Genomic DNA, 23,324 nt, shown 5'->3' on the forward strand with positions numbered 1-23,324 from the left:
ATCGTGCTGAACCTTCTCTACAATTTGCTCATCACTTAGGGGTAGTAACTGGTTGGCGTGGTAAAAGTCCGCTTCAATCACACTGCCGGGTTCATCGCGGTATTCGTCTTGCAATGCGTTAAGGTCAAAAAATGTCCATCCCGTTGTGGTGTCAAAGCCAAAGCAAGCATTCGAGGGATGACGGATATTTATTTTGCGATCAAACCACAACCGCGTTGCCAGTACATCAATTGCCCCTAGATTCGTTAAATCTCGGAATTCGCGGTAATTTTGCAGCGCAGGGCTACTGTTAACTATCTTTTTCATTCCACTGACGCTAACGGCAAAAATCACCGCATCTGCCTGGAAGACTTCATGATCGCAGACAACTCCTCGTGCCTGTCCATTACTGTTCAGAAGGATGTCAGTTACCCGTTTATTTGTCAGTACCTTGCCGCCAACTTGCTCGATGCGTTCCACCCAAGGCTGAAATATCATCTCCCCAACCGTTCCTCGACACCAAACCACATCAAAGTCGGGTTGGTGCGCGAGGATGAAGTAGTAAAGCATCCCTAAAGCTGCGGCTGCCGAACACTGTTCCCCTGGTGCAAATAAGCCTACCAATAGCATCGGCTCGAAGGAATCTTGATACAGTCGGGCGGACACGCCAAACTGCTTGAACAATTCACGGGCGGTTACTTTGTCATAGCGTTGCCATGCTTCATCCGAGTTGTCAAAATCGACGACAGCATAGAGTAAGGGTAAGGCAGAAAGGCGATCAATTAGAGGTAATCGCTGGAACTGAGTGTAGAGAAAGGTTCCTAGTGGGGTGGGGAGTCGCGGTTCATTTTGGAAAATGGGTGATTCCACTTCCAACCCTGCGGGTGAATATTGGGAGGAACGAGTAAATGGGGTGAAAGGATTGAGTCCCAACTCTCGAACCAGGGAAAAGATATTGCTATAGGGATACCAGAAGCCATGAATCCCTCCCTCCACGGAACGTCCACCAGGCGTTTTCCAGCCTGCCACTAAACCACCGGGATAGGGGCTAGCTTCCAGGAGGGTAACGTCGTAGCCCTGTTTCGCTAAGTGGTAGGTTGCTCCTAATCCAGCCCAACCTGCACCAACAACGACTACGCGCTTTTGTTCTGACGCTTCGGACATCCTTTACCTCGTGAGTGTCTTTTTTCAGGATGCCATGATAGAAGCAACTTCGGTTGAGAATTATCCAAACAAAAAATTCTTTTGTTCGTATCAGTACAAGGAAATTAAGCAATGAAGACCTTAACAGATATCTTCAACGACTACAAAGTGACTGTTTACCCTCACCAAGAAAATTACTATGCTTGGTTTTGCCAAGCAGACAACTTAAGTAGTGCTATCAAGAAGGCTTTCCTTAGTGAAGACAAGCAAGGAAAAGTTCATAGTCATCAATCTCTAGTAGGCCGCGAACGATTGGCCAAAGCGGCTGAAATAGCACTAGCTCGTTTTGAAACGCTCTCTGAAACCAATTTTGACAACTTCAACACGATTCACCAGTTCGTTAAGTCCGTTGGCAATCAAGTTAAAGGCTTTGGTTACTTAGCTGCTTATGATATTGCTCTCCGCATAGCTAAATATCAGGGCTGCGATATTAAGGAAGTTCATCTTCACGCTGGTGTCACTGTTGGTGCTCGCGCTATGGGTTTCGATGTCAAGGATGGAGAAGTTATGTCTGTCGAGCAATTCCCTGTACCATTCAACCAATTAAGTGGAGACCACCTTGAAAACCTTCTGTGTATCTACAAAAATGTTTTAGTTAATGCTTCTGCTAAGACAGGTAAAAATTGTGTGCATCATAAAGAAAAAACTAATTCTCGTTGCTTAACTGATTAGCTCTTTACTTCAGCAGTAGTATTTCTGAATTAGTAGAGGTGGAACTTGCAGAAACGTAAACTTATCTTCTTAGGGCTTTTACTAATGTCAGTAGGATTGGCTTCCATCACCCATCTATTAGAGCCGCCCCTTGAGGATTGGTGTAGCGGAGTAGGATATTTGCCGGCTAACCATGCTACTACCAGTGTCCATGCCGTCAAAGTCATTGTTGAGCCATTCTTAGGTCGGCATCAAGTGTATGCAATTTTTCAGCTCGATCGCGAGAAATCTCCTCCCGGTAAGCCCGTTATTCTAACAGTAGTCGGTGCAGGCAAGTACTGCGAATCAACAAATCCTATCGGTCAACAGTTTGAAGGAATAGAAGCGGCTCCTGGATACTATCTATCGCAACATTACATTAGAACTCGCACGGCTATATGGTTAAGTCTTCAAGGGATGTTCAAGCAACTCAAGCAGCCTCAAAGTTGGACACTAACCTATATAGAGTGAAAGTCACCCAAACATAGGCGTTCGCAACTTTTATGCCATAAAATATATGCAGAGTTTAATCCGGCTATTTATAACCCTATTATTAACAGCAGTATTAGTAATTATTTCTGGTAACATAGTGTTGCTAGGACAAACCGCAGAATTACGTTTGGCGCAAGTGCAGCCACCAACTCAAGCGATGACACCTAAAGCGGCGATCGAGCGATTATTTACTAGCAAACAGATTCAGACGGATTGGTTTACTCCCACATTTTTAGCTCAAATTCCTGTCTCTACCCAAGAGGTTATCGAGAGCCTCAAAACTGCGTTGGGCGCTTATCAAGGTGTGCAAGAGGTCGGCGAAGATTACTTGATTATCTTTGATCGCGGTTCAGTTCCCACGAAAATTGTTCTCGATGCTAGCGGTCGGATTAGTGGGCTGCTTTTCGAGGCTCCTCGTGCTAAACTCAGCAGTCTCAATGAAGCGATCGCACAGTTCAAAACGCTACCTGGTAAGGTTAGTCTGCTGGTTCTAGAGGACAATCAAGAACGAGCAGCGTTAAATGCTACAACACCGCTGGCGGTTGGTTCCGCGTTCAAACTGGCAGTTCTAGAAGCTCTCAAAGGAGAGATTGCTTCAGGGAAGCGATCGTGGTCTGATGTAGTTGAACTTCAACCGAATTGGAAAAGCCTACCTTCTGGGATTTTACAGAACTGGCCTGATGGTTCACGGCTGACAGTAGAAACGTTAGCCGCATTGATGATTTCCCAGAGTGATAACACGGCTACAGATAGTCTGATTTACTGGATGGGTAAAGCGCCAATTGAAGCCGTTGCGTTACGGAATCGCCCGTTTTTAACGACCCGTGAGCTATTCTTACTCAAAAGTGACCAGAACGAAGCTTTGCTCAAGCGCTACCGTGCTGGTAATGAAGCACAGCGTAGAACCGTGCTAGATGAGGTAAATAAACTTCCCCCACCAGAGTTAACGGCTATTGGGTCAAGCCCAAAAGCTCTCGATGTAGAATGGTTCTTTACGGCTCAAGAACTATGCAGTCTGATTGACAAAGTTTCTGACTTGCCACTGATGAGTATCAATCCTGGTGTTGCCAGGGCAAAAGATTGGCAGCGCGTAGCATTCAAGGGAGGTTCTGAACCTGGAGTTTTGAACTTAACGACTTGGCTTTTAGCGAAGTCTGGAAAACGCTATTGTGTTGCTGCTACCTGGAATCAGGACAAGGCATTGGATGAAGCCGGCTTTATGAGTTTGTATGGTGGTGTTCTTGAGATTTTGAAGTAGAGCGCGAAACCTTTTTAGGTTATAGCAGAAGGAAGAAGGCAGGAGGCAGAAGGTTTTTTACTGGATTTCCCAAGAAAGCAAAAGAGATCAGAACTCAGAGCTGACTGCTAACAGCTATAAATCCAGCAAAAAACCTACCAATTGGGGTCAAAATAGAGATTAATGGTTAACTCTTGACGACCTGTGGGTACTGCTGTAATGCAAGCACAAATAGCCTCTCCATCATCCATTTCCACCTCACAGGCATGACAAGTTCCCATCAGGCACCCTGTGGGGATGAAGATACCAGCTCGTTCAGCCACTTGCAGCATAGGCTCTCCCACTTCGGCATCAACTGTTACATTGTCCGGCAAAAATCGAATATTAATACTCATTCTGGGTGATTTTTTAGCTAGGAATTTTCATCAAAAAAGCTGAAGTACAAAGTATGTATGGATTAAGCATTGTCGTAGGAGAGTCTAATAAATAACATCCTGCGCCATCCTTCATACTTTACACTTCATCCTTCGGAATTAGCCTCTCTGAGAGGGTAAAATCGCGCTTAAATCTAAATGGGCTTCTACCGTATCCGCCAGTAGGTTTAACATGGCTTCTCGTTGTTCACGGTAATTTGCAACACCTGTAGGAAGAGAGGGTAATCCCCGTTGTTGTCGTAGGTAATTCAACCAGGCACGTCGCCAAGGGCCATTATCAAAAAGACCGTGCAGATAACTACCCCAAACCGATTGGTGAATGTCAACAATGCCTAAGCCAGGGTCATCAAATAAAGGTTTACAAGATGACTGTTTATTTCCTTCCTCTGACTCTATCAATCGAGACCGTCCTTGATGAATTTCGTAACCTCCAACGGGTAAACCCACTTGAGGATAGTTTGATGTTACAATCCGTTGACGCGCCACTTTATTCCCAGCAATGACCGTTTTTAACGGTAACAGACTTAACCCTTGATAACGTCCCTCTTGTCCCTCTATTCCCTCCGGATCGGCAAGCATTTTGCCCAACATTTGGAAACCCCCACAAATCCCCAATACTGTACCTCCTGCGGCAGCATACTCTTGAATGGCTGTCGCCATGCCCGTTTTTTGCAGGACTAGCAAGTCAGCAATGGTGGTTTTAGTGCCTGGGAGAATCACCGCATCAGGATGTCCCAAGGATTGGGATGGGCTGATGTATTTTACGGTAACACTGGGTTCGGATTCTAGTGGGTCAAAATCTGTAAAATTAGAAATTCGAGGCAGCCGGATGACTGCAATGGTAATTTCGCTATTCGCCTTTTTTTGGAAGTTACGTTCCAGCAGATCCAGGGAATCTTCAGCAGGGAATAAATGCTCCATCCAGGGAATCACACCCACAACGGGAATACCCGTGCGTTCTTCCAACCAGGTGATGCCGGAGTCCAAAAGCGATCGCTGACCCCTAAACTTATTAATCACCACACCTTTAATTAAGGCGCGTTCCTCAGGTTCTAGCAGTTCCAGAGTGCCGACGACATGAGCAAAAGCCCCGCCTCGGTCAATATCAACGACGAGCAGAGTGGGAGCATTTAAATGCATCGCCACTCGCATATTTGTCAAGTCGCGGTGCTTCAGATTAATCTCCGCAGGACTACCAGCCCCTTCGCACACCACTAAATCAAATTCACTGCCCAGACGCCGCAGGGATTCTTCGATCGCCTGCCAGCCTTGAGTAAAATACTGCTCGTAGTAATCCGCCGCACCGACTCTACCCACGGTTTTACCCATGAGAATGACCTGAGAGGTCATATCCCCTTGCGGCTTGAGTAATATGGGATTCATTTCCACACAGGGCATGACCCCTGCGGCCCAGGCTTGTACCGCCTGTGCGTGTCCAATTTCTCCTCCATTAGGCGTGACATAGGCATTGAGCGCCATATTCTGCCCTTTAAAGGGGGTTACGCGCCAACCGCGCCGCGAGAGAATGCGACATAGAGCCGTTGCAATTAAAGATTTTCCTGCGTGGGAGGTTGTACCCACGACCATAATGGCTTTCATACTTAGGGTTAGAAGCTGGTTGTATTAGGCTTTTGCGAAAATGTAGACGCCACCTGTTGAAGCGTTTATTAAAAGGGCAGTCTGAGCCATCGACTCACCGCATTATAAAGCCGATCTAAAAAGGATGGGGGAGGTAAGGTTCCGCCTTGATTCTCCCATCGTTCGACTAAATGACGCCCTAACGGTGTTAAGCGAAAACTATCCGTGATGCCCTGACCATCGACTTCTCGCCGTAAAATACCGACTTGAATCAACCACAATAATCCACTCTCGATTGCTAACTCTGACATGGGTTGTTTTGTGTAACGATTTTCAACACCTCCTTGTCCTGCGATCGCTTGTAAGGGAACACTGTGCGATCGCATCGCTGCCAATAAAGGTAACTGGAAGGGTAAACATCGAATAGCTCGTTCTGCACGTTTGAGCGTGCTGGCAGAATATTGAATTGACTGAGTAGCTAAAGGTTGAAGTGAAGTCATCGCAACGGTTGCTAAATTAACACCATGCTGACTGCTGGTTAGGTTTTTCTATATTAAGCGGTTTCTATCGTATCCCGCCCAATCGGTTCTAACCAGTACAGCTCTTTTATTGGTAAATTGTAATCTATTGTAATATTTAGAGTTGGACGTTTACTTTAGACCAACAGGATAGAAAAAAGATGGCTTTACAAGTTGGTATGGATGCTCCAGCCTTTACCGCCAAAGACAGCGATGGCAATACCATTTCCCTGTCCGATTTAGCTGGTAAAACTGTAGTGTTATATTTTTATCCCAAAGATGACACTCCAGGTTGCACCAAACAAGCGCAAAGTTTCCGGGACAACTACGCCGAATACCAAGGAAAAGACATGGTCGTACTCGGTGTCAGCAGGGACAATGAAGCCTCCCATAAGCAATTTCAAGAAAAATATGGTCTGCCTTTCCAGTTGCTAGCGGATACAGATGGCACCATTACTACGGCTTACGATGTCGATGGAGGGGGTTATGCCAAGCGCGTTACCTACATCATTGACGCCAATGGCAAAATTAGCTACGTCGATGAGAAGGTAAATACAGGCAGCCATGCCCAAGATATCCTGGCAGCAATGGGCTAATTGAGCAAAACCCGAACTAACCTTTAGAATCAGTTGATAAAAAAAGTAGGGGTACGTTCAGCCATACCCCTACTTTTAGATATTTAAAGCCATCGATTAATTCCCCTGAGGGCTTTCTGGCTGAACGTTGGTGCTGGGATTCTCTGGGAGTTGCGGTTGTGGGTTACCGATTAGTGCCCGTTGTTTCCGCTTGAACTCTTCAGCCGCATTATTTAGGGTTCGAGTCTGTTCTTGCTCATCGAAACTACCATTCCCCAACTGAGCTCGGTGAATCAGGTTAAAGATGCTCAAGTCACCACCACCAAGGTTTCCACCAAATGTGTCTCTCTCGTTTTGCCGAGACGAATCTGGGAACGGTTGAACACTACCGGGTGTGACGCCTGGAGCGGTTTGAGCAGACGCGGTTTGAGGGAGGATAGTGGATGCGATCGCGATCGCTAGTGTTGAAATGCCTACGCCAAAAGCCATTCGAGCTAGCTGCGTTGAGGCGAATGCTGAAACTAACTGGTCACTTATTTTCATGGCAGGATAGGGCAAAGTATGCTTATTCAATAATGACATTCAAGAAATGCGACGGCGCAGTAAAGGCTGAATAGCGAGTAAAATCACAGCATCAAAAGCCAACAGAACTAGAAGGGCTGCACCGAAGGAAATAGACGCCCACGGTGCTTGTATCACAATACTACCGAGTGACCAATCGCTGTGGTTATAAAGATAACGAATCGGTTCGATCGCATAACTCAGAGGATTGAGGCTTGCTACAATTTGCAACCATCCTGGCATAAAGGATAGAGGTGCAAGAGCCGTACTGGCAAACAACAAAGGCAAGTTGGTTACAAAAATTACCGCTAGGAGTTCAATGTGTCCGGGTAGGGCAAACGCTAGTCCCAAACTCAACGCCGTAACTCCTACAACCAGCAGGAGGATAATCAGAGTAATCACCGCCAAACCCACTGGAGTAGGAAAACCTGCTCCTAAGAAGGCGCAAGTGATAATAATTGCCACCGCCTGAATCAAACTCAGAGCAATAATATAGATGGCATTGGCGGCAACAATAGAGAACCGAGAGGCTAGAGGGGCTACGAGTAAGCGATTCAAGAAACCAAATTCTCGGTCAAACATTACGGGTAATCCAGCATTCAGTGCGCCCGCGAAGACGGTAAAAACTAATACCCCCGCACCCAGAAATTTACCGTAAGAAAGACCCTCTCCAAACAGGTCTTGCGGCGCATTTTGAAACAAAGCTCCAAACAGAATGAGCCACATTAAAGGCTGGACAATTCCGGCAACTAAGGTAGAAGGACGCCGCTGTAATTGAATGAATAGACGTTTGGTCAGCGCTAAAGTTTCTTGGATAAATTCACCCAAACCTGGATTATCGCTAATTAAGGTTTGATTGGATAGGTTGGGTTGTAAGTTAATCTCTGATTTAGAAGGAGTAATTGTTCCGCTCATCTTATTTTTTATGTTTCAAAGGAATTTGATTGTCTTGTGTGGAGCAGGCATCTTGCCTGCTATTTTTACCCAGACAGGCAGGATGCCTGTCCCACAGCAGAGATAGTTAACCTACCGCATATTTTGTTTTTTCTCTGCTTTGGGATCGCGTGTCCCAGCGGCGGCGAGTTCGGCATCCATTAAGGTTCTACCCGTAGCAGCGAGGTAAACATCATCTAAACTGGGTCGTGACTGAGCAATTCCAAATGTGGGTAAACCCACGTCCTTCAAGGATTGCTGAATGGTCATTAAAGCATCACTTTGGGGTTTCACAACCAAGTTGAGGGAGTTACCCTGAGCACTGTTAATAATAATCTCTTGCACAAAGGGTAGAGTTTGAAGCATATCTTTGGCTTTTTCGGCTTCTTCAATCGGGGAGAACTCGCGGATACGCAGGGTAATGCGATCGCCTCCTACTCGATCCTTCAACTGAGAAGGTGTCCCCTCGGCAATCACAATACCGCGATCGATAATGGCTACTCGATCCGCCAAGGCGTCAATCTCATCTAAATAGTGGCTAGTAATTACAACCGTGGTTCCCGCTTCTCGCAGCTTACGCAATAAATCCCAAACCACATAACGGCTTTCAATATCTAACCCAACAGTTGGTTCATCTAATACCAAAACTTCCGGTTGATGTAACAAACCTGCTGCTAAATCGAGGCGTCTTTTTAGTCCTCCAGAGTAGGTGCCAGTCTTTTTATCCGCATATTCCTCTAAGCCCAACAGCGTTATCACTTCCGCAATCCGCTTTTTGGCAACACTACCGGGGAGGTGATACAGTGCCGCTTGCAGTTGTAAAAGTTCTCGCCCTGTGAGCATCTTATCGAGGGCGACTTCCTGAGCAACATAACCGAGGCGTCGTCGTGCTGCCCTTGGGTTGTCAATGACGGAGATACCAGAAACCTCAATTTTACCCGCGTCGGGTGTACTCAAGGTACACAGACAGCGAATGGTGGTGGTTTTCCCTGAACCATTGGGGCCGAGTAACCCAAACAATTCACCGGGTTCTACTTTAAAGGAGATATCTTTGACGGCTTCGACATCGCCGTAGCGCTTTTGCAGATTTTGGACTAAAACAACGGCAGCCATAACTATTCCTATGCCTGGATAGGCTACACAAATCTAAACACTCTTTCTTTCCATTTTAGGGGGTTACCTGCCTTAGGGCGTGAAGCGCTAATCTGGCATCAGACCCGTCCCTCTGAATCAGGACTGTAAAGGAGAGTAGATAGCGATGGTGACTACTGCTGTTGTATCAGAAAATTTCTCTGGGGAAGACTGTATGCTCAATCTCCCAGAACACATGGAATGGGTGGATGGGCAACTGAGAGAGAAAAATGGCATGACGTTACAGCATAGTGAAATTCAGATTAATCTGGGCTTTTACTGGAAAAGTTACACAATCTCCAGTGGACAAGAGGGCAAAGTTTATACTGACGTACCTTGCCGTACTAATAAGCAAGGAAGGCGTCCGGATGTTGCCTATCTTACGCCTGAACTAGTCGCACAGTTTGGCAAGGCAGATATATTGCCACAGAGTTTTCCGCTAATTGCGGAGATAGTTTCTCCCACTGATATTGCTGAGGACGTGTTTCTCAAAGCGCAGGAATATTTACAGTCGGGTTGCGAGGAAGTATGGTTAGTGTTTCCTGAGAGTCGTTTAGTTTTGGTGATAACTCAAAGTCAGATAGTAGGGTTTACAGCTAGTGAAGTGGTTAGCACTCAAAAGGTATTGCTGGGTTTTAGTGTGGCGGTTAATGAGTTGTTGGCTTGAGGCTAACCAATGGGATAGGGGAGAAGGTAGGTGCTTCTGGCGGTAATTTTAACGTGTTTCAGAAACAAGGAATGATGAGCCACTAGAGACAGCAACACGACATCTTACAAACACTAAATACACCTCACTTTGTAACACTCTCAGCCAACTGCAACCTACAAAAGATCGCATACCACCCAGCTTCCTCCAAACAATTTCTGAGCATAGGGGAGAGCCAATCAGCTCTAACGTAGTAAAACATTTCTAAAAAACGCCATAAGATTAAGATTGAAATAGTACAGTAAGCGAGTGAAATATTTTTATCCGTATTTTGCAAGTTTATCAAGGCGCGTACGTCACAGTATTGAGCTATAAAAAATGAATCTTTCCGTCCGCATTTTCGCCTCTAGGATGCTGTCAATCAACGGTTGCCATTCATCTGATTTGATGTAGTAAGAGGTTTTGTTCTCCTTCAAATTCAGGTCTTGAATTTCTATCAGATAATCTCGAATCGATGATTCCAATCACCCTGAGGTGCGATCGCATTCAGTTTTAGCATAGAATGGCACTGACTTAAGGAAAAGTGATTGTTATTTGGGAAAAACCCAGATTGGGGGGGTTCCCCCCAAACCCCCCACTGGGGGACGAGGCGCGTCCCCCAGACCCCCTCCGCAAGCAGGGCTAATTCATTGTGATGAGAGAAAAATGAGGGCAGCTAGAAGCTGGCGATCGCGTCCGATTTGCAAGTCCAAAAGGCTAAACTTGCCGAACTGCAAATCGACCGCGCCTATCTCAGCAGTTGCTTGGTCAAAGAGCGCTCCGACGACTTAATAATCTACTGTAAAGCTTGGCCAGTTCGTAACGGCAAGCGCTTCCCAAAAACAGCTTTCGTCTTGGATTGGCAACAAGGAACTATTTGCTGCCCCAATCAGGTGAGTGTTCCTTTCTCAGTCGGTGGTGTAGTACATTTCCCCCCGGAAGCTTGTGCTAGTTGTCCGCTACGTGAGCGTTGCACTCTTCTGTACGCGTGGACGTAGCGTCTCGATTCATGCTGATGAGCGCTTATTGCAAGAGTTACGCGAACGTCAGTTGACTCCTCAAGGGCGGGCGAAACTCCGTGAGCGAGTGGCAGTTGAGCATTCCTGATCTCATATCGGTGTTCTAGAGCTTCTAATTGAGACAACTCTTGAAGAAGGTAAACCTTTGCCAGAGCCTAAGACTGTAGGACAATTATTTCAAGTAGCCTAGTCCTGCAACTCGCGATCGCATCTAGTAACTAAAGAAAGAGTAAACTCATGACTACATCCAATTACAGACATTGGGGAAGTAACAACACGAATTCTAGAGTTTAACAACGAAGACCGGATTTTAGAGCGACAGGCTTTAATAGAAGTTGGTAGATATCCATCGCCAGCAGCACAACAGCGCATGATCAAGTAGACAACTTTTGTGTTTGAATATTATGAAAATCACTACAGAAGAAATCGTCTATCCCTCCAGCGACGAGCAACCAATGGCAGACAGCACAATTCAATACCAATGGATTACCACAATCAAGGGAGGTTGTGATGCTCTGTTTAAAGATGACCCCAATGTATTCATTGCAGGTGACTTACTTTGGTATCCCGTTGAAGGCAATAACAGAATTTGCCAAGCCCCTGATACGATGGTAGTCTTTGGCAGACCGAAAGGAGATAGGCGTTCCTACCTGCAATGGAAAGAAAATAATATTCCCCCGCAAGTCGTCTTTGAAATCCGCTCCTACAGCGATAACCAGACAAAAATGGCTAAAAAACTAGCCTTCTATAATCGTTACGGAGTAGAAGAATATTACCTCTACGATCCAGATGACAAAGAATTAACGGGTTGGCAGCGAATTGAAGGATTATTAGAAGTAATCGAACCGATGTCAGGATGGGTTAGCCCTCGCTTAGGAGTTCGATTTGAACTGACAGAATCAGGTTTAGAGTTATATCGACCCGATGAACAAAAGTTCCTCTCCTATTTGGAATTGGAGGAACAACGGGAATTAGCAGCCCAACGTGCCGAACAAGAAGCCCAACGCGCTGAACAAGAAGCCCAGCGTGCCGAACAAGAAGCCCAGCGTGCTGAGCGATTAGCGGCGAAATTGCGGGAATTGAATATCGATCCCGATAGTCTCTAAGAAGCGATGCGATCAGCGTTGCTGGTGCCCTTTGGGCGATCGCAAGTATTAATGCCGACCGACTCATAACCATAATTGATCTGTTTTCTTAGGCATAATCAATACACAGATTGAGGCCATGAGCAAGAGGAATTTTCGATAATAAAGTTAGTGTTTCCAATCCCAGAAGGTTGACAGACGAGCTCCCTTAACAGCAAATATGAACCAGGTAGATTATCTCCGTATCAGCCTCATTGACCGTTGTAACTTCCGATGTCAGTACTGTATGCCGGAGGGAGCAGAGCTTGACTATATCCTACGGCAAGAATTGCTGACGAATGAGGAGCTGCTAACGTTACTCCAAGAAGTCTTCATCCCTGTGGGATTTAGAAAGTTTCGCCTCACGGGGGGCGAACCCTTGCTGCGTCCCGGTGTTGTGGATTTGGTGAGCGCGATCGCATCTCTTCCCCAAACCCAAGACCTCGCTATGACCACCAATGCTTTTTTGCTCGCAGGCATGGCACAAAACCTTTATGACGCGGGGTTGCGGCGCATCAATATCAGCCTTGACTCCCTCAACTCAGAAACCTTTGACAAAATTATCGGTAATCGCGGGCGATCGCGCTGGCAAAAAACTTGGCAAGGGATTCAAACTGCCCACCGCGTCGGTTTTGACCCCCTAAAGCTAAATGTTGTAGTCATTCCGGGAGTTAATGACCAAGAAGTCTTAGATTTAGCTGCCTTAACGCTTGACCGTAACTGGCACGTCCGGTTTATTGAGTTTATGCCGATTGGCAATGACAAACTCTTTGGTGAACGCGCTTGGGTGCCATCTGAAGAATTGCGGCAGCGCATTCGCGAGGTGTTGGGATTGACAGAATCAAACGTTCGTGGTAATGGTCCCGCTGATGTTTTCCAGATTCCCGGTGCTTTGGGAACTCTAGGATTTATCAGTCAGATGTCAGAATGTTTTTGCGATCGCTGCAACCGAATGCGCCTTTCTGCTGACGGTTGGTTACGCCCTTGTCTGCTCAATGAATCGAATCAGATCGACCTAAAAACCGCCCTTCGCAGCGGAGTCGATCCCGTTGACCTCAGGGCGCAAGTCAGGCATTTGCTCATGATTAAACCAGAGATTAACTTCAAGCAACGAGACTCTGGAACTCCAGGTGCTTACACCCGTACCATGTCGCAAATCGGAGGATAGTAATTGGGTTGTAGGTTGAAGGTTTACAGGTTGAAGGTGATTCGGGATGAAATTTCGACATTCCATTCCTTCAACTTTCAACACCAAAAAACCTTCAACATTCAACCTTTTAACCTTCAACCCTATTAGGCTTTACGTGAGTAGAACTCAACCACCAGCAGTTCGTTAATTTGCAGCGCTACCCACTCACGATCAATGACACCATTGACCTTACCTGTGAGATTGTTTTTGTCAAACTCTAAATGGCTGGGTAGGTTTGCCAAGCCAGGATATTCTAAGTTCTGTTGGGCTAAGCGCTTAGAGCGTTCGGTGTTTTTGACACCAATAACATCTCCTGGACGGCACTGATAGCTGGCAATATTGACCACCCGACCATTAACCGTCACATGACCGTGATTCACTAGCTGGCGAGCAGCAGGGATCGTACCACCCATTCCCATGCGAAAGACGGTGTTATCCAACCGCATTTCCAACATTTGCAGCAAGGATTGACCCGTTGAACCTGTTGCCCGACGCGCTTTACGAACATAACGCAGCAACTGCTTTTCCGAAATGCCATAGTTAAAGCGGAGCTTCTGCTTTTCTTCCAGTCGAATCGCATATTCGGAGCGCTTTCTGCGAGCTTGACCATGCTGACCCGGTGGGTAGGCGCGACGGGGCGTTTTGCGAGTCAAACCCGGCAGATCGCCTAGACGGCGCACGACCCGCAAACGCGGGCCTCGATATCGCGACATATGATTTCCTCTTTTGTGTCCTGACTAAGTATACCCAAAACTATAATTATACACCTTTCGGAGGTTTAACGCATGTTATTATGACCGTTTTATCCTAAGTCGCTTGCTCCTAGCAGAGTCACTCAGACATTTCTATAATATTAAATCCCAGCGCCATCTAAAAACTCTTCAATGAAGTGATCGGTATCAGTTAATAAATGATGGGAATATTCGGCTCTTTCCGGAGCTAAGGGCGAAGCTGATTGAGCCTTCAAACTCTCAATTTGCATCTCCAAGGATTTAATCCGGTCAAATAAGACTCGAATCACTTGAGCTTCGACATCCGGTAGGTTTTCGCGGTTGAGGAAATCCACGGCCTCTCTGGAGGGATGGGCAATGCGACCGGGAATTCCCACAACAGTGCGATTAGAGGGTACATCTCGCAATACCACTGACCCTGCACCAATACGAACATTGTCGCCAAGTTGAATATTGCCCAACACCTTCGCACCTGCTCCCACGATGACATTTTTTCCTAAGGTGGGGTGGCGTTTGCCCGTTTCCTTACCCGTACCACCCAGAGTCGCTCCTTGATAAATCAGTGTCCCATCCCCGACAATTGCGGTTTCGCCAATCACTACCCCCATCCCGTGATCGATAAAGACACCTTTACCAATTTTGGCTCCGGGATGAATCTCAATTCCCGTAAAAAAGCGACTTATGTGAGAAATGAAGCGAGGGACAAAAGGAATACCGATACTGTAAAGCCGATGTGCTACCCGATGAAACAGAAGTGCTTGCACTCCCGGATAGCAAAACAATACTTCCAGCCAGTTGCGTGCTGCGGGGTCACGCTCATAGATAGTTCGCAATTCAGTGAGTAGCATACTCCGTTTAGGTAGCGGCGATTATTAGAGATAACTGAAAAAAACAGTTACTTATATAACAGTTGTGGCTGTATCCTTGTGCTGTTTTCCGGTACTTCCCAAGAGGGTGCAAAGGGTGTGACAGCCAAGGAGCAAGCAGGCCAAATGCCCCGTACTCCTCCACAAAGCCGCTGGCAGTATCCGCCTCGGCGTCCTTCTGGTCGGTAATATCGGCAGTGCCGACAGGCTAATTTGCCCAAATCTGCCTCGCTCATGGAAATTTCCTTATTTTAATCCACACTAAATCAACCGGAATTATGTAGTTTGTGAACAACGAGACAATATCACATATCGTTTGGAAAAAGCAAGACGAAGGATTGAGCAGTCTAATTGGGAACAGCGATCGCCTTTGACACTGTGCCACCTGCGGTCGCCATCATGGAATCTCCGGCTACTATGCCTGTAGCGATCGCCTGATGGATCAATAATCAAGTACGCTGAATCTTGTGTGTAGCGGAATTCACAGCAGCGCTCTTAGCTATGACTTCTTCAAATTTGAGAATTGTTTCTCTACTTCCCAGTGCCACAGAGATTGTGGCAGCGTTAGGATTAACGGATGCGATCGTGGGGCGATCGCACGAATGTGACTATCCCGCAGAAATTCAAAACCGACCTGTTTGCACTGAGGCACAATTAAACTCGGAAAAACCGAGTGCCCAAATTGATGCTGATGTCCGCGATTTGGTGCAAAAAGCACTGAGCATTTACAACATCAAACTTGATGTTCTAGAAGAATTGAAACCAACCCACATTGTTACCCAAGACCAATGTGATGTTTGCGCTGTCAACTTTGCTGAAGTCGAGAAAGCGGTTGCTGAACTGACTCATAGTCAACCTCAGATAATTTCCTTGCAGCCACAAGTACTGAGTGATGTTTGGGCAGATATTGAACGAGTGGGTACGACCTTAGGAATAGAATCGCAACCCCTACTCGCTCAATTGCATTCTCGCGTCGAAGCTTGTAAGGAAAAGGTACAAGGACTTTCTAAACGACCTAGTGTGGTTGCCCTTGAGTGGACAGACCCCCTAATGTCGAGCGGCAATTGGATTCCAGAATTAGTAGAATTAGCAGGAGGCCTACCGTTACTAAGCGTTCCAGGCCAGCATTCCCCTTACCTAGAATGGGACACCTTACTCAGAGCTGACCCAGAAGTCATTATTATCATGCCCTGCGGCTTTGATTTAGAACGTACCCGCAAGGAAACTCAGTTACTCGAACAGCATCCGGAGTGGTCTAGTTTGCAAGCCGTTCGCATGGGTACAGTGTTCATTACTGATGGGAATGCTTATTTCAATAGACCAGGGCCAAGGCTAGTTGACTCGCTGGAAATCTTAGCAGAGATTTTGCATCCAGATAGCTTTGATTTTGGATACAGAGGTACTGGCTGGGAGGACTTTATAATCGATAATGCTTAAGAAACTAGTTCTCGAAAACTGGAAAAGTTTCCGTTATGCGGAGCTACCGATCGACCCACTGACTGTTCTCATCGGTACGAATGCCAGTGGAAAATCTAATGTAATTGACGCTTTAGATTTTCTACAAAGAGCAGTAGTAGGAAAAGATTTACGCTCTGCTTTGTCAGGTGAGGCAACTCTTCCCTCTATTCGAGGTGGTGTAGAGTGGGCTGCACGTAAATCAAAAGAGTCCTTTCAATTAGAGGCGTTGTTTCAGAGAGAATGTCAAAGGGATGCTCATTATAAAATTGAAGTACAAACCATACCTATTGTTCAGCTCAATTATGAATTTTTATCTCTAGATTCTGAGCATCTCCTATTTGAAACTAATTTAGCAGAGACTGAATCCCCTGGACTTAAAATTAAATCGGATTATTTTAATGATAAAGAAGGCTTTAGGCGAACAAATTCAATATTGAGTTACATTGGAAATTTATACAACCTTGATGCAATTTTACATCAAGGTGTTAATGAAATTACCCAATCTCTTGAAAATATTTTTATATTAAACCCAATCCCTACTAAAATGCGGGACTATTCACCGCTTTCTGATAAGCTTGAAACTGACGCTTCCAATATCGCTGGTGTGATAGCAGCATTGTCGGATGAGCAGAAAGCTGAGTTTGAATCAAGTGTCTCTACTTACATAAAGGATTTACCAGAACGAGATATTCAGAGAGTATGGGCGGAATCAGTTGGAAGGTTTCGCACAGACGCAATGCTTTACTGCCAGGAACAATGGAAACCTGGAGAAAACATAGAGATTGATGCCAGGGGCATGTCAGACGGAACCCTGCGTTTTTTAGCAATTCTTACAGCACTTCTCACCCGACCAGAAGGAAGTCAACTGGTAATTGAAGAGGTAGACAATGGGCTTCATCCCTCTCGTGCAGACTTACTTTTGACAATGCTGAAAGAAATCGGCGAGCAGAGAAAAATTGATGTATTAGTTACTACCCATAACCCAGCTTTGCTAGATGCGTTAGATCCAGAGATGATTCCTTTTGTGGTTGTGGTACATAGGGATTCGGAAACAGGATAAAGTAAGCTTACACTTCTAGAAGATATTGATAATTTTCCAAAGTTAATGGCATCTGGTTCCTTGGGAAGGCTCACAACCAAGGCTGCTATTGAAAGGAGTCTTTCCTCTAACAAGTAATTCCAGAGATGAAAAAAGGAAAAGTTCTAATTATCGACACCTCGATTTTATGTGTCTACTTGGGAGTTCCTGGAAAAGATACTTGTGGAAGCGATAAGAATAAGCGGGATAAGAAGCGAGCTGATAAGCTTTTGCAAAAAGAAGAAAAAGAATCTACAACCTTTGTACTGCCTTTAGCGGTCATTATCGAAACGGGTAATCACATTGCGCAAGCCAGCTCAAAGCGATATGAAATGGCTCAAGCTTTAGCTGAAATTATGGAGAAAGTTGCTGATGAAAAAACACCTTGGACGGCTTTCACTCATCAGTCGAAGCTTTGGGAAGCAGAAGGGTTGAAAAAATTAGCGGAGGAATGGCCTAAGCTTGCAGTGCAAAAGATTTCTATCGGTGATGCCACTATTAAGGCGGTAGCTGAATACTACGGCAAATTGGGTTCCCAAGTGGAAATTCTTACAGGTGATGGTGGGCTCAAATCATACGAACCAGCTCCCCCACTTTCACGTCTTAAGCGCAGGAGAAGTGGATAGAATAGCGATTTTTGACTTTTAAGTTTCTTGAATCTTTCCTTGGGGCAGACTACATAATCGCTCAAAGAACAACCCCGCCCCTGATTCTAAGCTAGTTGATTTGATGAGCATGGGACACTTTGCTGATCGCTCTCATCTCTCCCTTAACGCATTGCGACTGATGGGTCATAAAAAGTCCGGTTGCTCTTATGCAACCGGACTCAAGATTTAGCTTAAGGGTAACTCTTTTTTTAGAGTTACCCTATTAAATTAGACAGCAGATTGCTCCAAGTTAACTTTGACGACCTTGTTCTTTTCTTGCTCTGTTTTGGGCAGTGTCAGATTCAGGATACCGTCTTTGTATTCTGCCGTTACGTTGGTATTTTGAATCCGAGCTGGTAAGGGAATCACGCGCTCAAATTTACCGTAGTAGAATTCGCTGCGGGTTTTACCGTTCTCTTCTGCTTGGGTTTCAGACTTACGCTCGCCGCTGATAGAAACAGCCTTCTCCGTGACTTGTACATCTAAATCTTTAGCTTCCAGTCCCGGAACTTCTAGCTTCAGATGAATAGCCTCTTCTGTTTCCTTCATCTCAGCAGGAGGAACTCTTAGCAAGCCTCTCTCTAAACTAGTAGCGGGTACTAGAGTCTCATCAAATAAGCGATCAAGTTGGCTTTGCAGAGTGCTGATTTCTCTCCAGGGATTCCAACGAACTAATGCCATGACTGTTACCTCGATTTAACTGATTTAGTTTCGATCTCTTTGCCTTTGATTCTCATAGTATTGAGATTAAAAGCTCTTTGAATTCGGTTTTAACTACCAAGTTAATCAGGATTACCGCTCTAAGCTAAAGCTCGTAAAAAGTACGGAAAACTGGAATAATTTTGGTTCGGTTAACTCGATACAAGATGATGGGGTGGGCGATCGCGGTGTATGATGAGTCTGTAGTTAAGCACACCGTTGCAGATAAATTTGAGCAACGCCATCACTGGGATTTTTTTGTAAACACTGATTGAGACGGGATTTGGCTTTCTCAACCGCTCCTTGATAGTAATGAAATAGAGCCGCTTCAAAAATCGGCTTCGTTTCCAATTTGGCTTGTTTTTGGGCAGGAGGATCAGCCTCAAACACCTCAAACACCCCCACATTCTGATCTCTCCCCCGAACCTGCACCTGAGCGATGAAGCGTAGAGCATACTTCATGGGTTCTTCGAGCTGAGCTAAGGTGTTATGGGAAATCAGAAGCGGAGTTTTGTAGACTTTCGTCAACGGGATTATTTAAATTGGGGATATGGCTAGCAAGTGCGAAAAAATATTTCCCTGCTAGTCAGAACACGATTATCCGTATCCTATCCTGAATTCCGGCAGGCGATGGTCGCGAAGCGTTTGCGTTCGCGAAGCGTCTCCGTTAGGAGAAGGAAAGCATGGTCGAAGAGCATACCGCCTTCGACATCGCAAGTCATTGCGCCATTCTACATTGAAGACACTATGCGATCGCCAAGCTGTAGAGACGATATTTGACATTTCATACAAGTCCTTTTTAGGGGATTTAGTATCGTGCCCAAACCCTTGTAATGTACTCAAAAACAGAATCGCAATAGCCAGCGGAGCGGTATTTAATACTGTCAGCCTTTGTTAACCGCCCGACGCTCCCTTACCCATCAAGAAATACACGACCAAACTTTGACCGTTATCGGGGAAACCTTCCAAATCAGCGCTCGTCCAACCAACTTATTCAGAGATAGCTGGAAGTCATAAGCACCGCTGGCCTGATACAAGTACCGCCATTACTGTGAATGCTCCTAGTAGCGGTCACTTCGATTCAAGATTTACGGAATGATTAGAATAGCGGCGGTAGAAAATAAAAGAAGCGATGCCAGGGAGGGGAAGGATGAAACTCGATCTACAGAGATTTTACAAGGCATGTAATCCCAGCATGACCCTATCGATGGAAAATGCTGAGGATCGGAAGTACTACATCGATTTCTCTTCTGTACGAGGGGGCAATATTATTCGGGAGTTGGGACGAACGATTACACGCCTTTCACCGGATAAGCCAACTTGCCAGCTATTTACAGGTCATATCGGTTGTGGCAAGTCTACCGAATTGTTTCGATTGCAAACGGACTTAGAGCAGCAAGGCTTTCATGTAGTCTACTTCGACTCCAGCACCGACTTGGTGATGGGGGACGTTGATGTAACTGATATTTTGCTGGCTATTGCTCGTCAGGTGAGTGAAAGTCTCGAGCAAGCTAAAGTCTATCTACAGCCGCGAGGCTTTAAAGCTTTACTGCAAGGCGTTACACAGCTAATGCAAACTGAAATCGATCTTTCGGCAGAGGCTTCTGTGCCGGGATTAGCGGAGATTAAGGCGAGTACGGAAGGAGAACTCTCTATCGGTTTTGGTCTTGGCAAAATCTCAGCTAAAGCTAAAAATAGCCCCAAATTTCGCTCTCAGCTGCGGCAATATCTAGAGCCCCGCACGGATGGAATTTTAGATACCATTAATCAAGAGTTGTTAGAACCTGCGATCGCACAACTGAAGCGGCAGGGTAAAACAGGTTTAGTGGTGATTGTTGATAGCCTCGACCGGATCGATAACTCGCCCAAAACCACAGGTCACCTACAACCAGAGTATCTGTTTGTAGACCGAGGAGAGCAGCTTAAACAACTGAACTGCCATGTCGTCTACACGATTCCCTTGGTATTAATTTTCTCCAATGACTGGGGAAGGCTGAGAAATCGCTTTGGAGTAGACCCCAAATTGTTGCCGATGGTGCGGGTGCGATCGCGCGATGGCAGCGAGTGTGAGGAAGGACTAGCTCTGTTGAGGCAAATGGTGCTAGCGAGAGCGTTCCCAGAGGCTGCACCACAGCACCGATTAAACCTGATCACAGAGGTGTTTGATTCTCCTGAAACCTTAGACCGTCTCTGCAGAGTCAGTGGGGGTCATCCACGAAATTTGTTATCGCTATTCTATGGCTGTCTTCAGCAACAAGACCCCCCCTTCCCCCGTGACTGTTTGGAAGACATTATTCGGAGACAACGCGACGCTTTAATCCGAGCCATTGATGACCAAGAGTGGGAATTGTTGCGACAGGTAGGACAAAAGCGAATGGTGAGAGGAGAGCAGGAATATCAAACCCTGATACGCAGTATGTTCGTCTTTGAATATCAGGATGAAGAGGGGGGATGGTTTAGGATTAATCCGCTATTAGCAGAAACCAACCAGCTGAAGGATGAAGTGTGAAGGATGAAAACATAGGGTTCTCCGGTACCTATGGTGGAAATTCCGGTTTTAGGGTAATGGGAAATGGGTAATCTTTCTTCATATTTCATACTTCTTGCTTTATGGAAGATGTCAATGCTAAAAATGAGGATTCCTTAAGAACTCTGACACGAGCGATCGCACTTTCTCAAGATCAGTTTTCGCTGATTTTAGCCCGCTGCAACTATCAATTCTTGCAGCAGCGATTGATGCAACAGCTACGAGAACGTTGCTCATACGAGTTCAAAGAATTTGTTCTCCATCCCGAAGCCAGAACTCTTTATACAACTGTTCGTGCCGCACTGGGTGATGAGCAACCCAGTGCTGTGATTGTCTCTGGATTGGAATGGGTCAACGAGCTGGATGGAATTCTCAGGGCTAGTAACTATGCTAGAGATGAATTTCGCAAACACTTCTCCTTCCCTCTGGTACTATGGGTCACCGATGAAGTGCTACAAAAATTCATCCGGGTGGCTCCAGATTTCACGAGTTGGGCTGCCACTCCCATTGGATTTACAATTGCTACCCCTGAATTAATCGAGTCTCTGCAACAAAGTGTAGAATCCGTCTTTGCGGCAATTTTAAAAACGGGGTCTGGTAAGTTTCTCAACAATACCGATCTGAATCTAGAAATGGGTTCCCGTCGTCGCTCAGAGTTAGAGGCGGCTATTCGGGATTTGCAACATCGGGAAGAAGCATTAGAGCCGGAGTTAGAAGCAGATTTACAATTTCTGCTGGGTCTTGATGCGGATACCAATGGTCAGATGGAGAAGTCTCGACAATACTATGAGACAAGTTTAGCGTTTTGGCTACAGCAACTCAGAAGTCAGGAGTCCGAATTCGTAGGGGCGGTGCCCCCATTTTCAGTCAGGATTCAGGAGTCCGAATTCATAGGGGCGGTGCCTCCGTGCCCGCCCACTCAATCGAATAATCCAAAATCGGTTGAACACATCGGGTGTTTATTCTTTTATCTTGGTTTGTGGTGGCGTCGCTATGCGACTCAGCATCGCGCTGAATATCGTTTTGCTTGTAGTCAAGCTAGGGATTATTTTCAACAGTGTATTGATGTTTTTGAACGGGGGAATCGCCCCGATTTAATGGCTAAATTCATCAATCCCTTGGGTGGAGTTCTGCGAAAGTTAGAGGAATGGGACAAGCTAGAAGCCGTTGCCAAATTAGCTGTTCAATTGCACCAAACTTATCCTGAACCTATCCGGCTTGCTTATGGTTATGGTTTGCTGGCTGAACTGGGACTCTCTCAACGAGCTTATAAAATTGCTGAACTTTATGCTGACCTTGCCCTACAAACCAATGCGGAATCGTCAGAATTAGCCTGCGATTTACAACATCAAGATATCGATTGTGGTTGGTCGCGACACCATTATCAAAATTTATATTGGTTATTGCTGGCTCAATCTAAACAGCATCTTGGTCAAGTTCAAAACGCGATTAAAATTCTAGAAGCGGCTAAAATCGAGAGCAATCCTCAATACGACCCGTCACTCTCAATTCGGATATTAAGCACGTTGCGATCGCTCTACTTTGAGCAAGGTCGTTATCTAGAATCCTTTTGGATTAAGCAAGAGCAAGGTGAGATTGAGTACAAGTATGGTTTCCGGGCGTTTATCGGTGCGAGTCAGTTGCAGCCCCGATGTCAAGTCCTTAACCCAACCCTTGCGCCTGTCGATAACCTGGATACAATTGCCCAGGAAATTGCTGCTTCGGGTCGAGAGCAAGATATCAATCGTTTGATTGAACGCATTAGTCGCACGGATTGTAAACTCACTGTGATTCATGGGCCTTCAGGAGTCGGGAAAAGCTCCCTGGTTACAGCGGGGTTAATACCCGCTCTCCAGCAAAGAGCAATTGGCGATCGCGACGTGCTTCCCATTGTCTTGCGAGTTTACACCAATTGGGTCAGTAATTTAGGGCAATCTTTGTTAAGGGATTTAGGAACATCTCTGGCGAAG

Annotated in this window: 24 protein-coding genes and 2 pseudogenes; 13 read left to right on the forward strand and 13 right to left on the reverse strand. The window is 45.9% G+C overall.

Annotated features, from left to right (window positions below; all coding sequences use genetic code 11):
• Positions 1–1,143, reverse strand: a 1,143-nt coding sequence (locus V6C93_RS33695) for a hydroxysqualene dehydroxylase (RefSeq protein ID WP_333481054.1), incomplete at its 3' end; no start/stop codon positions are given.
• 111 nt (positions 1,144–1,254) lie between these two features.
• On the opposite strand from V6C93_RS33695, the gene V6C93_RS33700 reads away from it, so the two are divergent.
• From V6C93_RS33700 to V6C93_RS33710, 3 genes are all read left to right on the forward strand, one after another.
• Positions 1,255–1,854: a hypothetical protein gene (locus tag V6C93_RS33700; protein WP_333481055.1), complete on the forward strand. Its 600-nt coding sequence runs from the start codon at positions 1,255–1,257 to the stop codon at positions 1,852–1,854.
• Between the two features lie 84 nt (positions 1,855–1,938).
• Positions 1,939–2,343 carry a hypothetical protein gene (locus V6C93_RS33705; RefSeq protein WP_333481056.1) on the forward strand — a complete coding sequence of 135 codons (405 nt, stop codon included), beginning with the start codon at positions 1,939–1,941 and terminating at the stop codon, positions 2,341–2,343.
• Between the two features lie 46 nt (positions 2,344–2,389).
• The gene (locus V6C93_RS33710; RefSeq protein WP_333481057.1) at positions 2,390–3,622 is read left to right on the forward strand and encodes a serine hydrolase; all 1,233 of its coding nucleotides are present in this window, start codon (positions 2,390–2,392) and stop codon (positions 3,620–3,622) included.
• Between the two features lie 134 nt (positions 3,623–3,756).
• Here V6C93_RS33710 and V6C93_RS33715 read toward each other — a convergent pair whose 3' ends face one another.
• The 3 genes from V6C93_RS33715 to V6C93_RS33725 form a co-directional block, all read right to left on the reverse strand.
• Positions 3,757–3,996, reverse strand: a complete 240-nt coding sequence (locus V6C93_RS33715) for a 2Fe-2S iron-sulfur cluster binding domain-containing protein (protein WP_333481058.1) — start codon at positions 3,994–3,996, stop codon at positions 3,757–3,759.
• A gap of 138 nt (positions 3,997–4,134) precedes the next feature.
• Positions 4,135–5,634 carry a cobyric acid synthase CobQ gene (gene cobQ / locus V6C93_RS33720; RefSeq protein ID WP_333481059.1) on the reverse strand — a complete coding sequence of 500 codons (1,500 nt, stop codon included), beginning with the start codon at positions 5,632–5,634 and terminating at the stop codon, positions 4,135–4,137.
• A 68-nt stretch (positions 5,635–5,702) separates the two neighbouring features.
• Positions 5,703–6,113 (reverse strand): Npun_F0494 family protein, encoded by a 411-nt coding sequence (locus V6C93_RS33725; RefSeq protein WP_333481060.1) that lies wholly within the window; start codon positions 6,111–6,113, stop codon positions 5,703–5,705.
• Positions 6,114–6,292: 179 nt separating this feature from the next.
• On the opposite strand from V6C93_RS33725, the gene V6C93_RS33730 reads away from it, so the two are divergent.
• Entirely contained in the window at positions 6,293–6,727 is a 435-nt protein-coding gene (locus V6C93_RS33730) for a peroxiredoxin (RefSeq protein WP_333481061.1), read from the forward strand.
• Positions 6,728–6,823: 96 nt separating this feature from the next.
• Here V6C93_RS33730 and V6C93_RS33735 read toward each other — a convergent pair whose 3' ends face one another.
• From V6C93_RS33735 to V6C93_RS33745, 3 genes are all read right to left on the reverse strand, one after another.
• A complete protein-coding gene (locus V6C93_RS33735; protein ID WP_333481062.1) occupies positions 6,824–7,249 on the reverse strand; it encodes a hypothetical protein in 426 nt (141 codons plus the stop codon).
• 39 nt (positions 7,250–7,288) lie between these two features.
• Positions 7,289–8,182 carry an ABC transporter permease gene (locus tag V6C93_RS33740; RefSeq protein ID WP_333481063.1) on the reverse strand — a complete coding sequence of 298 codons (894 nt, stop codon included), beginning with the start codon at positions 8,180–8,182 and terminating at the stop codon, positions 7,289–7,291.
• Positions 8,183–8,293: 111 nt separating this feature from the next.
• Complete coding sequence (locus tag V6C93_RS33745; RefSeq protein ID WP_333481064.1) at positions 8,294–9,313, reverse strand: ABC transporter ATP-binding protein; 1,020 nt, start codon at positions 9,311–9,313, stop codon at positions 8,294–8,296.
• Between the two features lie 145 nt (positions 9,314–9,458).
• On the opposite strand from V6C93_RS33745, the gene V6C93_RS33750 reads away from it, so the two are divergent.
• The 4 genes and pseudogenes from V6C93_RS33750 to moaA all read left to right on the forward strand — a co-directional run bounded on the left by V6C93_RS33750 (position 9,459) and on the right by moaA (position 13,327).
• Complete coding sequence (locus V6C93_RS33750; protein WP_333481065.1) at positions 9,459–9,998, forward strand: Uma2 family endonuclease; 540 nt, start codon at positions 9,459–9,461, stop codon at positions 9,996–9,998.
• 707 nt (positions 9,999–10,705) lie between these two features.
• A pseudogene (locus tag V6C93_RS33755) lies at positions 10,706–11,120 on the forward strand (transposase); the annotation flags it as partial.
• A gap of 319 nt (positions 11,121–11,439) precedes the next feature.
• Positions 11,440–12,141 (forward strand): Uma2 family endonuclease, encoded by a 702-nt coding sequence (locus V6C93_RS33760; protein ID WP_333481066.1) that lies wholly within the window; start codon positions 11,440–11,442, stop codon positions 12,139–12,141.
• Positions 12,142–12,340: 199 nt separating this feature from the next.
• On the forward strand, positions 12,341–13,327 hold the full coding sequence (gene moaA, locus V6C93_RS33765) for a GTP 3',8-cyclase MoaA (RefSeq protein ID WP_333481067.1): 987 nt from the start codon (positions 12,341–12,343) through the stop codon (positions 13,325–13,327).
• Between the two features lie 125 nt (positions 13,328–13,452).
• On the opposite strand, the gene rpsD is transcribed toward moaA, so the two are convergent.
• From rpsD to V6C93_RS33780, 3 genes are all read right to left on the reverse strand, one after another.
• Positions 13,453–14,061 carry a 30S ribosomal protein S4 gene (rpsD, locus tag V6C93_RS33770; protein WP_333481068.1) on the reverse strand — a complete coding sequence of 203 codons (609 nt, stop codon included), beginning with the start codon at positions 14,059–14,061 and terminating at the stop codon, positions 13,453–13,455.
• Between the two features lie 140 nt (positions 14,062–14,201).
• Positions 14,202–14,927 (reverse strand): serine O-acetyltransferase, encoded by a 726-nt coding sequence (gene cysE, locus V6C93_RS33775; protein WP_333481069.1) that lies wholly within the window; start codon positions 14,925–14,927, stop codon positions 14,202–14,204.
• 47 nt (positions 14,928–14,974) lie between these two features.
• Positions 14,975–15,181, reverse strand: coding sequence for a hypothetical protein (locus V6C93_RS33780; protein WP_333481070.1), 207 nt, complete (start codon positions 15,179–15,181; stop codon positions 14,975–14,977).
• A gap of 265 nt (positions 15,182–15,446) precedes the next feature.
• On the opposite strand from V6C93_RS33780, the gene V6C93_RS33785 reads away from it, so the two are divergent.
• From V6C93_RS33785 to V6C93_RS33795, 3 genes and pseudogenes are all read left to right on the forward strand, one after another.
• A complete protein-coding gene (locus V6C93_RS33785) occupies positions 15,447–16,382 on the forward strand; it encodes a cobalamin-binding protein (protein WP_333481071.1) in 936 nt (311 codons plus the stop codon).
• Positions 16,375–17,580: pseudogene (locus tag V6C93_RS33790) on the forward strand (AAA family ATPase). The gene V6C93_RS33785 and the pseudogene V6C93_RS33790 overlap by 8 nt, the downstream one beginning before the upstream one ends.
• Before the next feature lie 8 nt (positions 17,581–17,588).
• The gene (locus tag V6C93_RS33795) at positions 17,589–18,107 is read left to right on the forward strand and encodes a type II toxin-antitoxin system VapC family toxin (RefSeq protein WP_333481074.1); all 519 of its coding nucleotides are present in this window, start codon (positions 17,589–17,591) and stop codon (positions 18,105–18,107) included.
• 249 nt (positions 18,108–18,356) lie between these two features.
• Here the strand turns inward: V6C93_RS33795 and V6C93_RS33800 are convergent, their stop codons facing one another.
• From V6C93_RS33800 to V6C93_RS33810, 3 genes are all read right to left on the reverse strand, one after another.
• Entirely contained in the window at positions 18,357–18,809 is a 453-nt protein-coding gene (locus V6C93_RS33800) for an Hsp20/alpha crystallin family protein (RefSeq protein WP_333481075.1), read from the reverse strand.
• A 225-nt stretch (positions 18,810–19,034) separates the two neighbouring features.
• On the reverse strand, positions 19,035–19,355 hold the full coding sequence (locus V6C93_RS33805) for a hypothetical protein (protein ID WP_333481076.1): 321 nt from the start codon (positions 19,353–19,355) through the stop codon (positions 19,035–19,037).
• A gap of 69 nt (positions 19,356–19,424) precedes the next feature.
• Positions 19,425–19,610 (reverse strand): hypothetical protein, encoded by a 186-nt coding sequence (locus V6C93_RS33810; RefSeq protein WP_333481077.1) that lies wholly within the window; start codon positions 19,608–19,610, stop codon positions 19,425–19,427.
• A gap of 367 nt (positions 19,611–19,977) precedes the next feature.
• On the opposite strand from V6C93_RS33810, the gene V6C93_RS33815 reads away from it, so the two are divergent.
• Complete coding sequence (locus V6C93_RS33815) at positions 19,978–21,336, forward strand: ATP-binding protein (RefSeq protein WP_333481078.1); 1,359 nt, start codon at positions 19,978–19,980, stop codon at positions 21,334–21,336.
• A gap of 101 nt (positions 21,337–21,437) precedes the next feature.
• Positions 21,438–23,324 (forward strand): ATP-binding protein (locus tag V6C93_RS33820; protein ID WP_333481079.1); only part of this gene is annotated, 1,887 nt, incomplete at its 3' end.

Origin of the sequence: Allocoleopsis sp. (genome assembly GCF_036703385.1) — a bacterium.
Taxonomy (GTDB): domain Bacteria; phylum Cyanobacteriota; class Cyanobacteriia; order Cyanobacteriales; family Coleofasciculaceae; genus Allocoleopsis.

Coding starts and splice junctions, on each gene's coding strand:
- V6C93_RS33810 (WP_333481077.1), bottom strand. CDS start 19,610: ATGTCAAATATCGTCTCTACAGCTTGGCGATCGCATAGTGTCTTCAAT.
- V6C93_RS33750 (WP_333481065.1), top strand. CDS start 9,459: ATGGTGACTACTGCTGTTGTATCAGAAAATTTCTCTGGGGAAGACTGT.
- moaA (WP_333481067.1), top strand. CDS start 12,341: ATGAACCAGGTAGATTATCTCCGTATCAGCCTCATTGACCGTTGTAAC.
- V6C93_RS33795 (WP_333481074.1), top strand. CDS start 17,589: ATGAAAAAAGGAAAAGTTCTAATTATCGACACCTCGATTTTATGTGTC.
- V6C93_RS33815 (WP_333481078.1), top strand. CDS start 19,978: ATGAAACTCGATCTACAGAGATTTTACAAGGCATGTAATCCCAGCATG.
- V6C93_RS33710 (WP_333481057.1), top strand. CDS start 2,390: ATGCAGAGTTTAATCCGGCTATTTATAACCCTATTATTAACAGCAGTA.
- cobQ (WP_333481059.1), bottom strand. CDS start 5,634: ATGAAAGCCATTATGGTCGTGGGTACAACCTCCCACGCAGGAAAATCT.
- V6C93_RS33725 (WP_333481060.1), bottom strand. CDS start 6,113: ATGACTTCACTTCAACCTTTAGCTACTCAGTCAATTCAATATTCTGCC.
- cysE (WP_333481069.1), bottom strand. CDS start 14,927: ATGCTACTCACTGAATTGCGAACTATCTATGAGCGTGACCCCGCAGCA.
- V6C93_RS33735 (WP_333481062.1), bottom strand. CDS start 7,249: ATGAAAATAAGTGACCAGTTAGTTTCAGCATTCGCCTCAACGCAGCTA.
- V6C93_RS33740 (WP_333481063.1), bottom strand. CDS start 8,182: ATGAGCGGAACAATTACTCCTTCTAAATCAGAGATTAACTTACAACCC.
- V6C93_RS33780 (WP_333481070.1), bottom strand. CDS start 15,181: ATGAGCGAGGCAGATTTGGGCAAATTAGCCTGTCGGCACTGCCGATAT.
- V6C93_RS33800 (WP_333481075.1), bottom strand. CDS start 18,809: ATGGCATTAGTTCGTTGGAATCCCTGGAGAGAAATCAGCACTCTGCAA.
- V6C93_RS33700 (WP_333481055.1), top strand. CDS start 1,255: ATGAAGACCTTAACAGATATCTTCAACGACTACAAAGTGACTGTTTAC.
- V6C93_RS33785 (WP_333481071.1), top strand. CDS start 15,447: ATGACTTCTTCAAATTTGAGAATTGTTTCTCTACTTCCCAGTGCCACA.
- V6C93_RS33730 (WP_333481061.1), top strand. CDS start 6,293: ATGGCTTTACAAGTTGGTATGGATGCTCCAGCCTTTACCGCCAAAGAC.
- rpsD (WP_333481068.1), bottom strand. CDS start 14,061: ATGTCGCGATATCGAGGCCCGCGTTTGCGGGTCGTGCGCCGTCTAGGC.
- V6C93_RS33705 (WP_333481056.1), top strand. CDS start 1,939: ATGTCAGTAGGATTGGCTTCCATCACCCATCTATTAGAGCCGCCCCTT.
- V6C93_RS33745 (WP_333481064.1), bottom strand. CDS start 9,313: ATGGCTGCCGTTGTTTTAGTCCAAAATCTGCAAAAGCGCTACGGCGAT.
- V6C93_RS33760 (WP_333481066.1), top strand. CDS start 11,440: ATGAAAATCACTACAGAAGAAATCGTCTATCCCTCCAGCGACGAGCAA.
- V6C93_RS33715 (WP_333481058.1), bottom strand. CDS start 3,996: ATGAGTATTAATATTCGATTTTTGCCGGACAATGTAACAGTTGATGCC.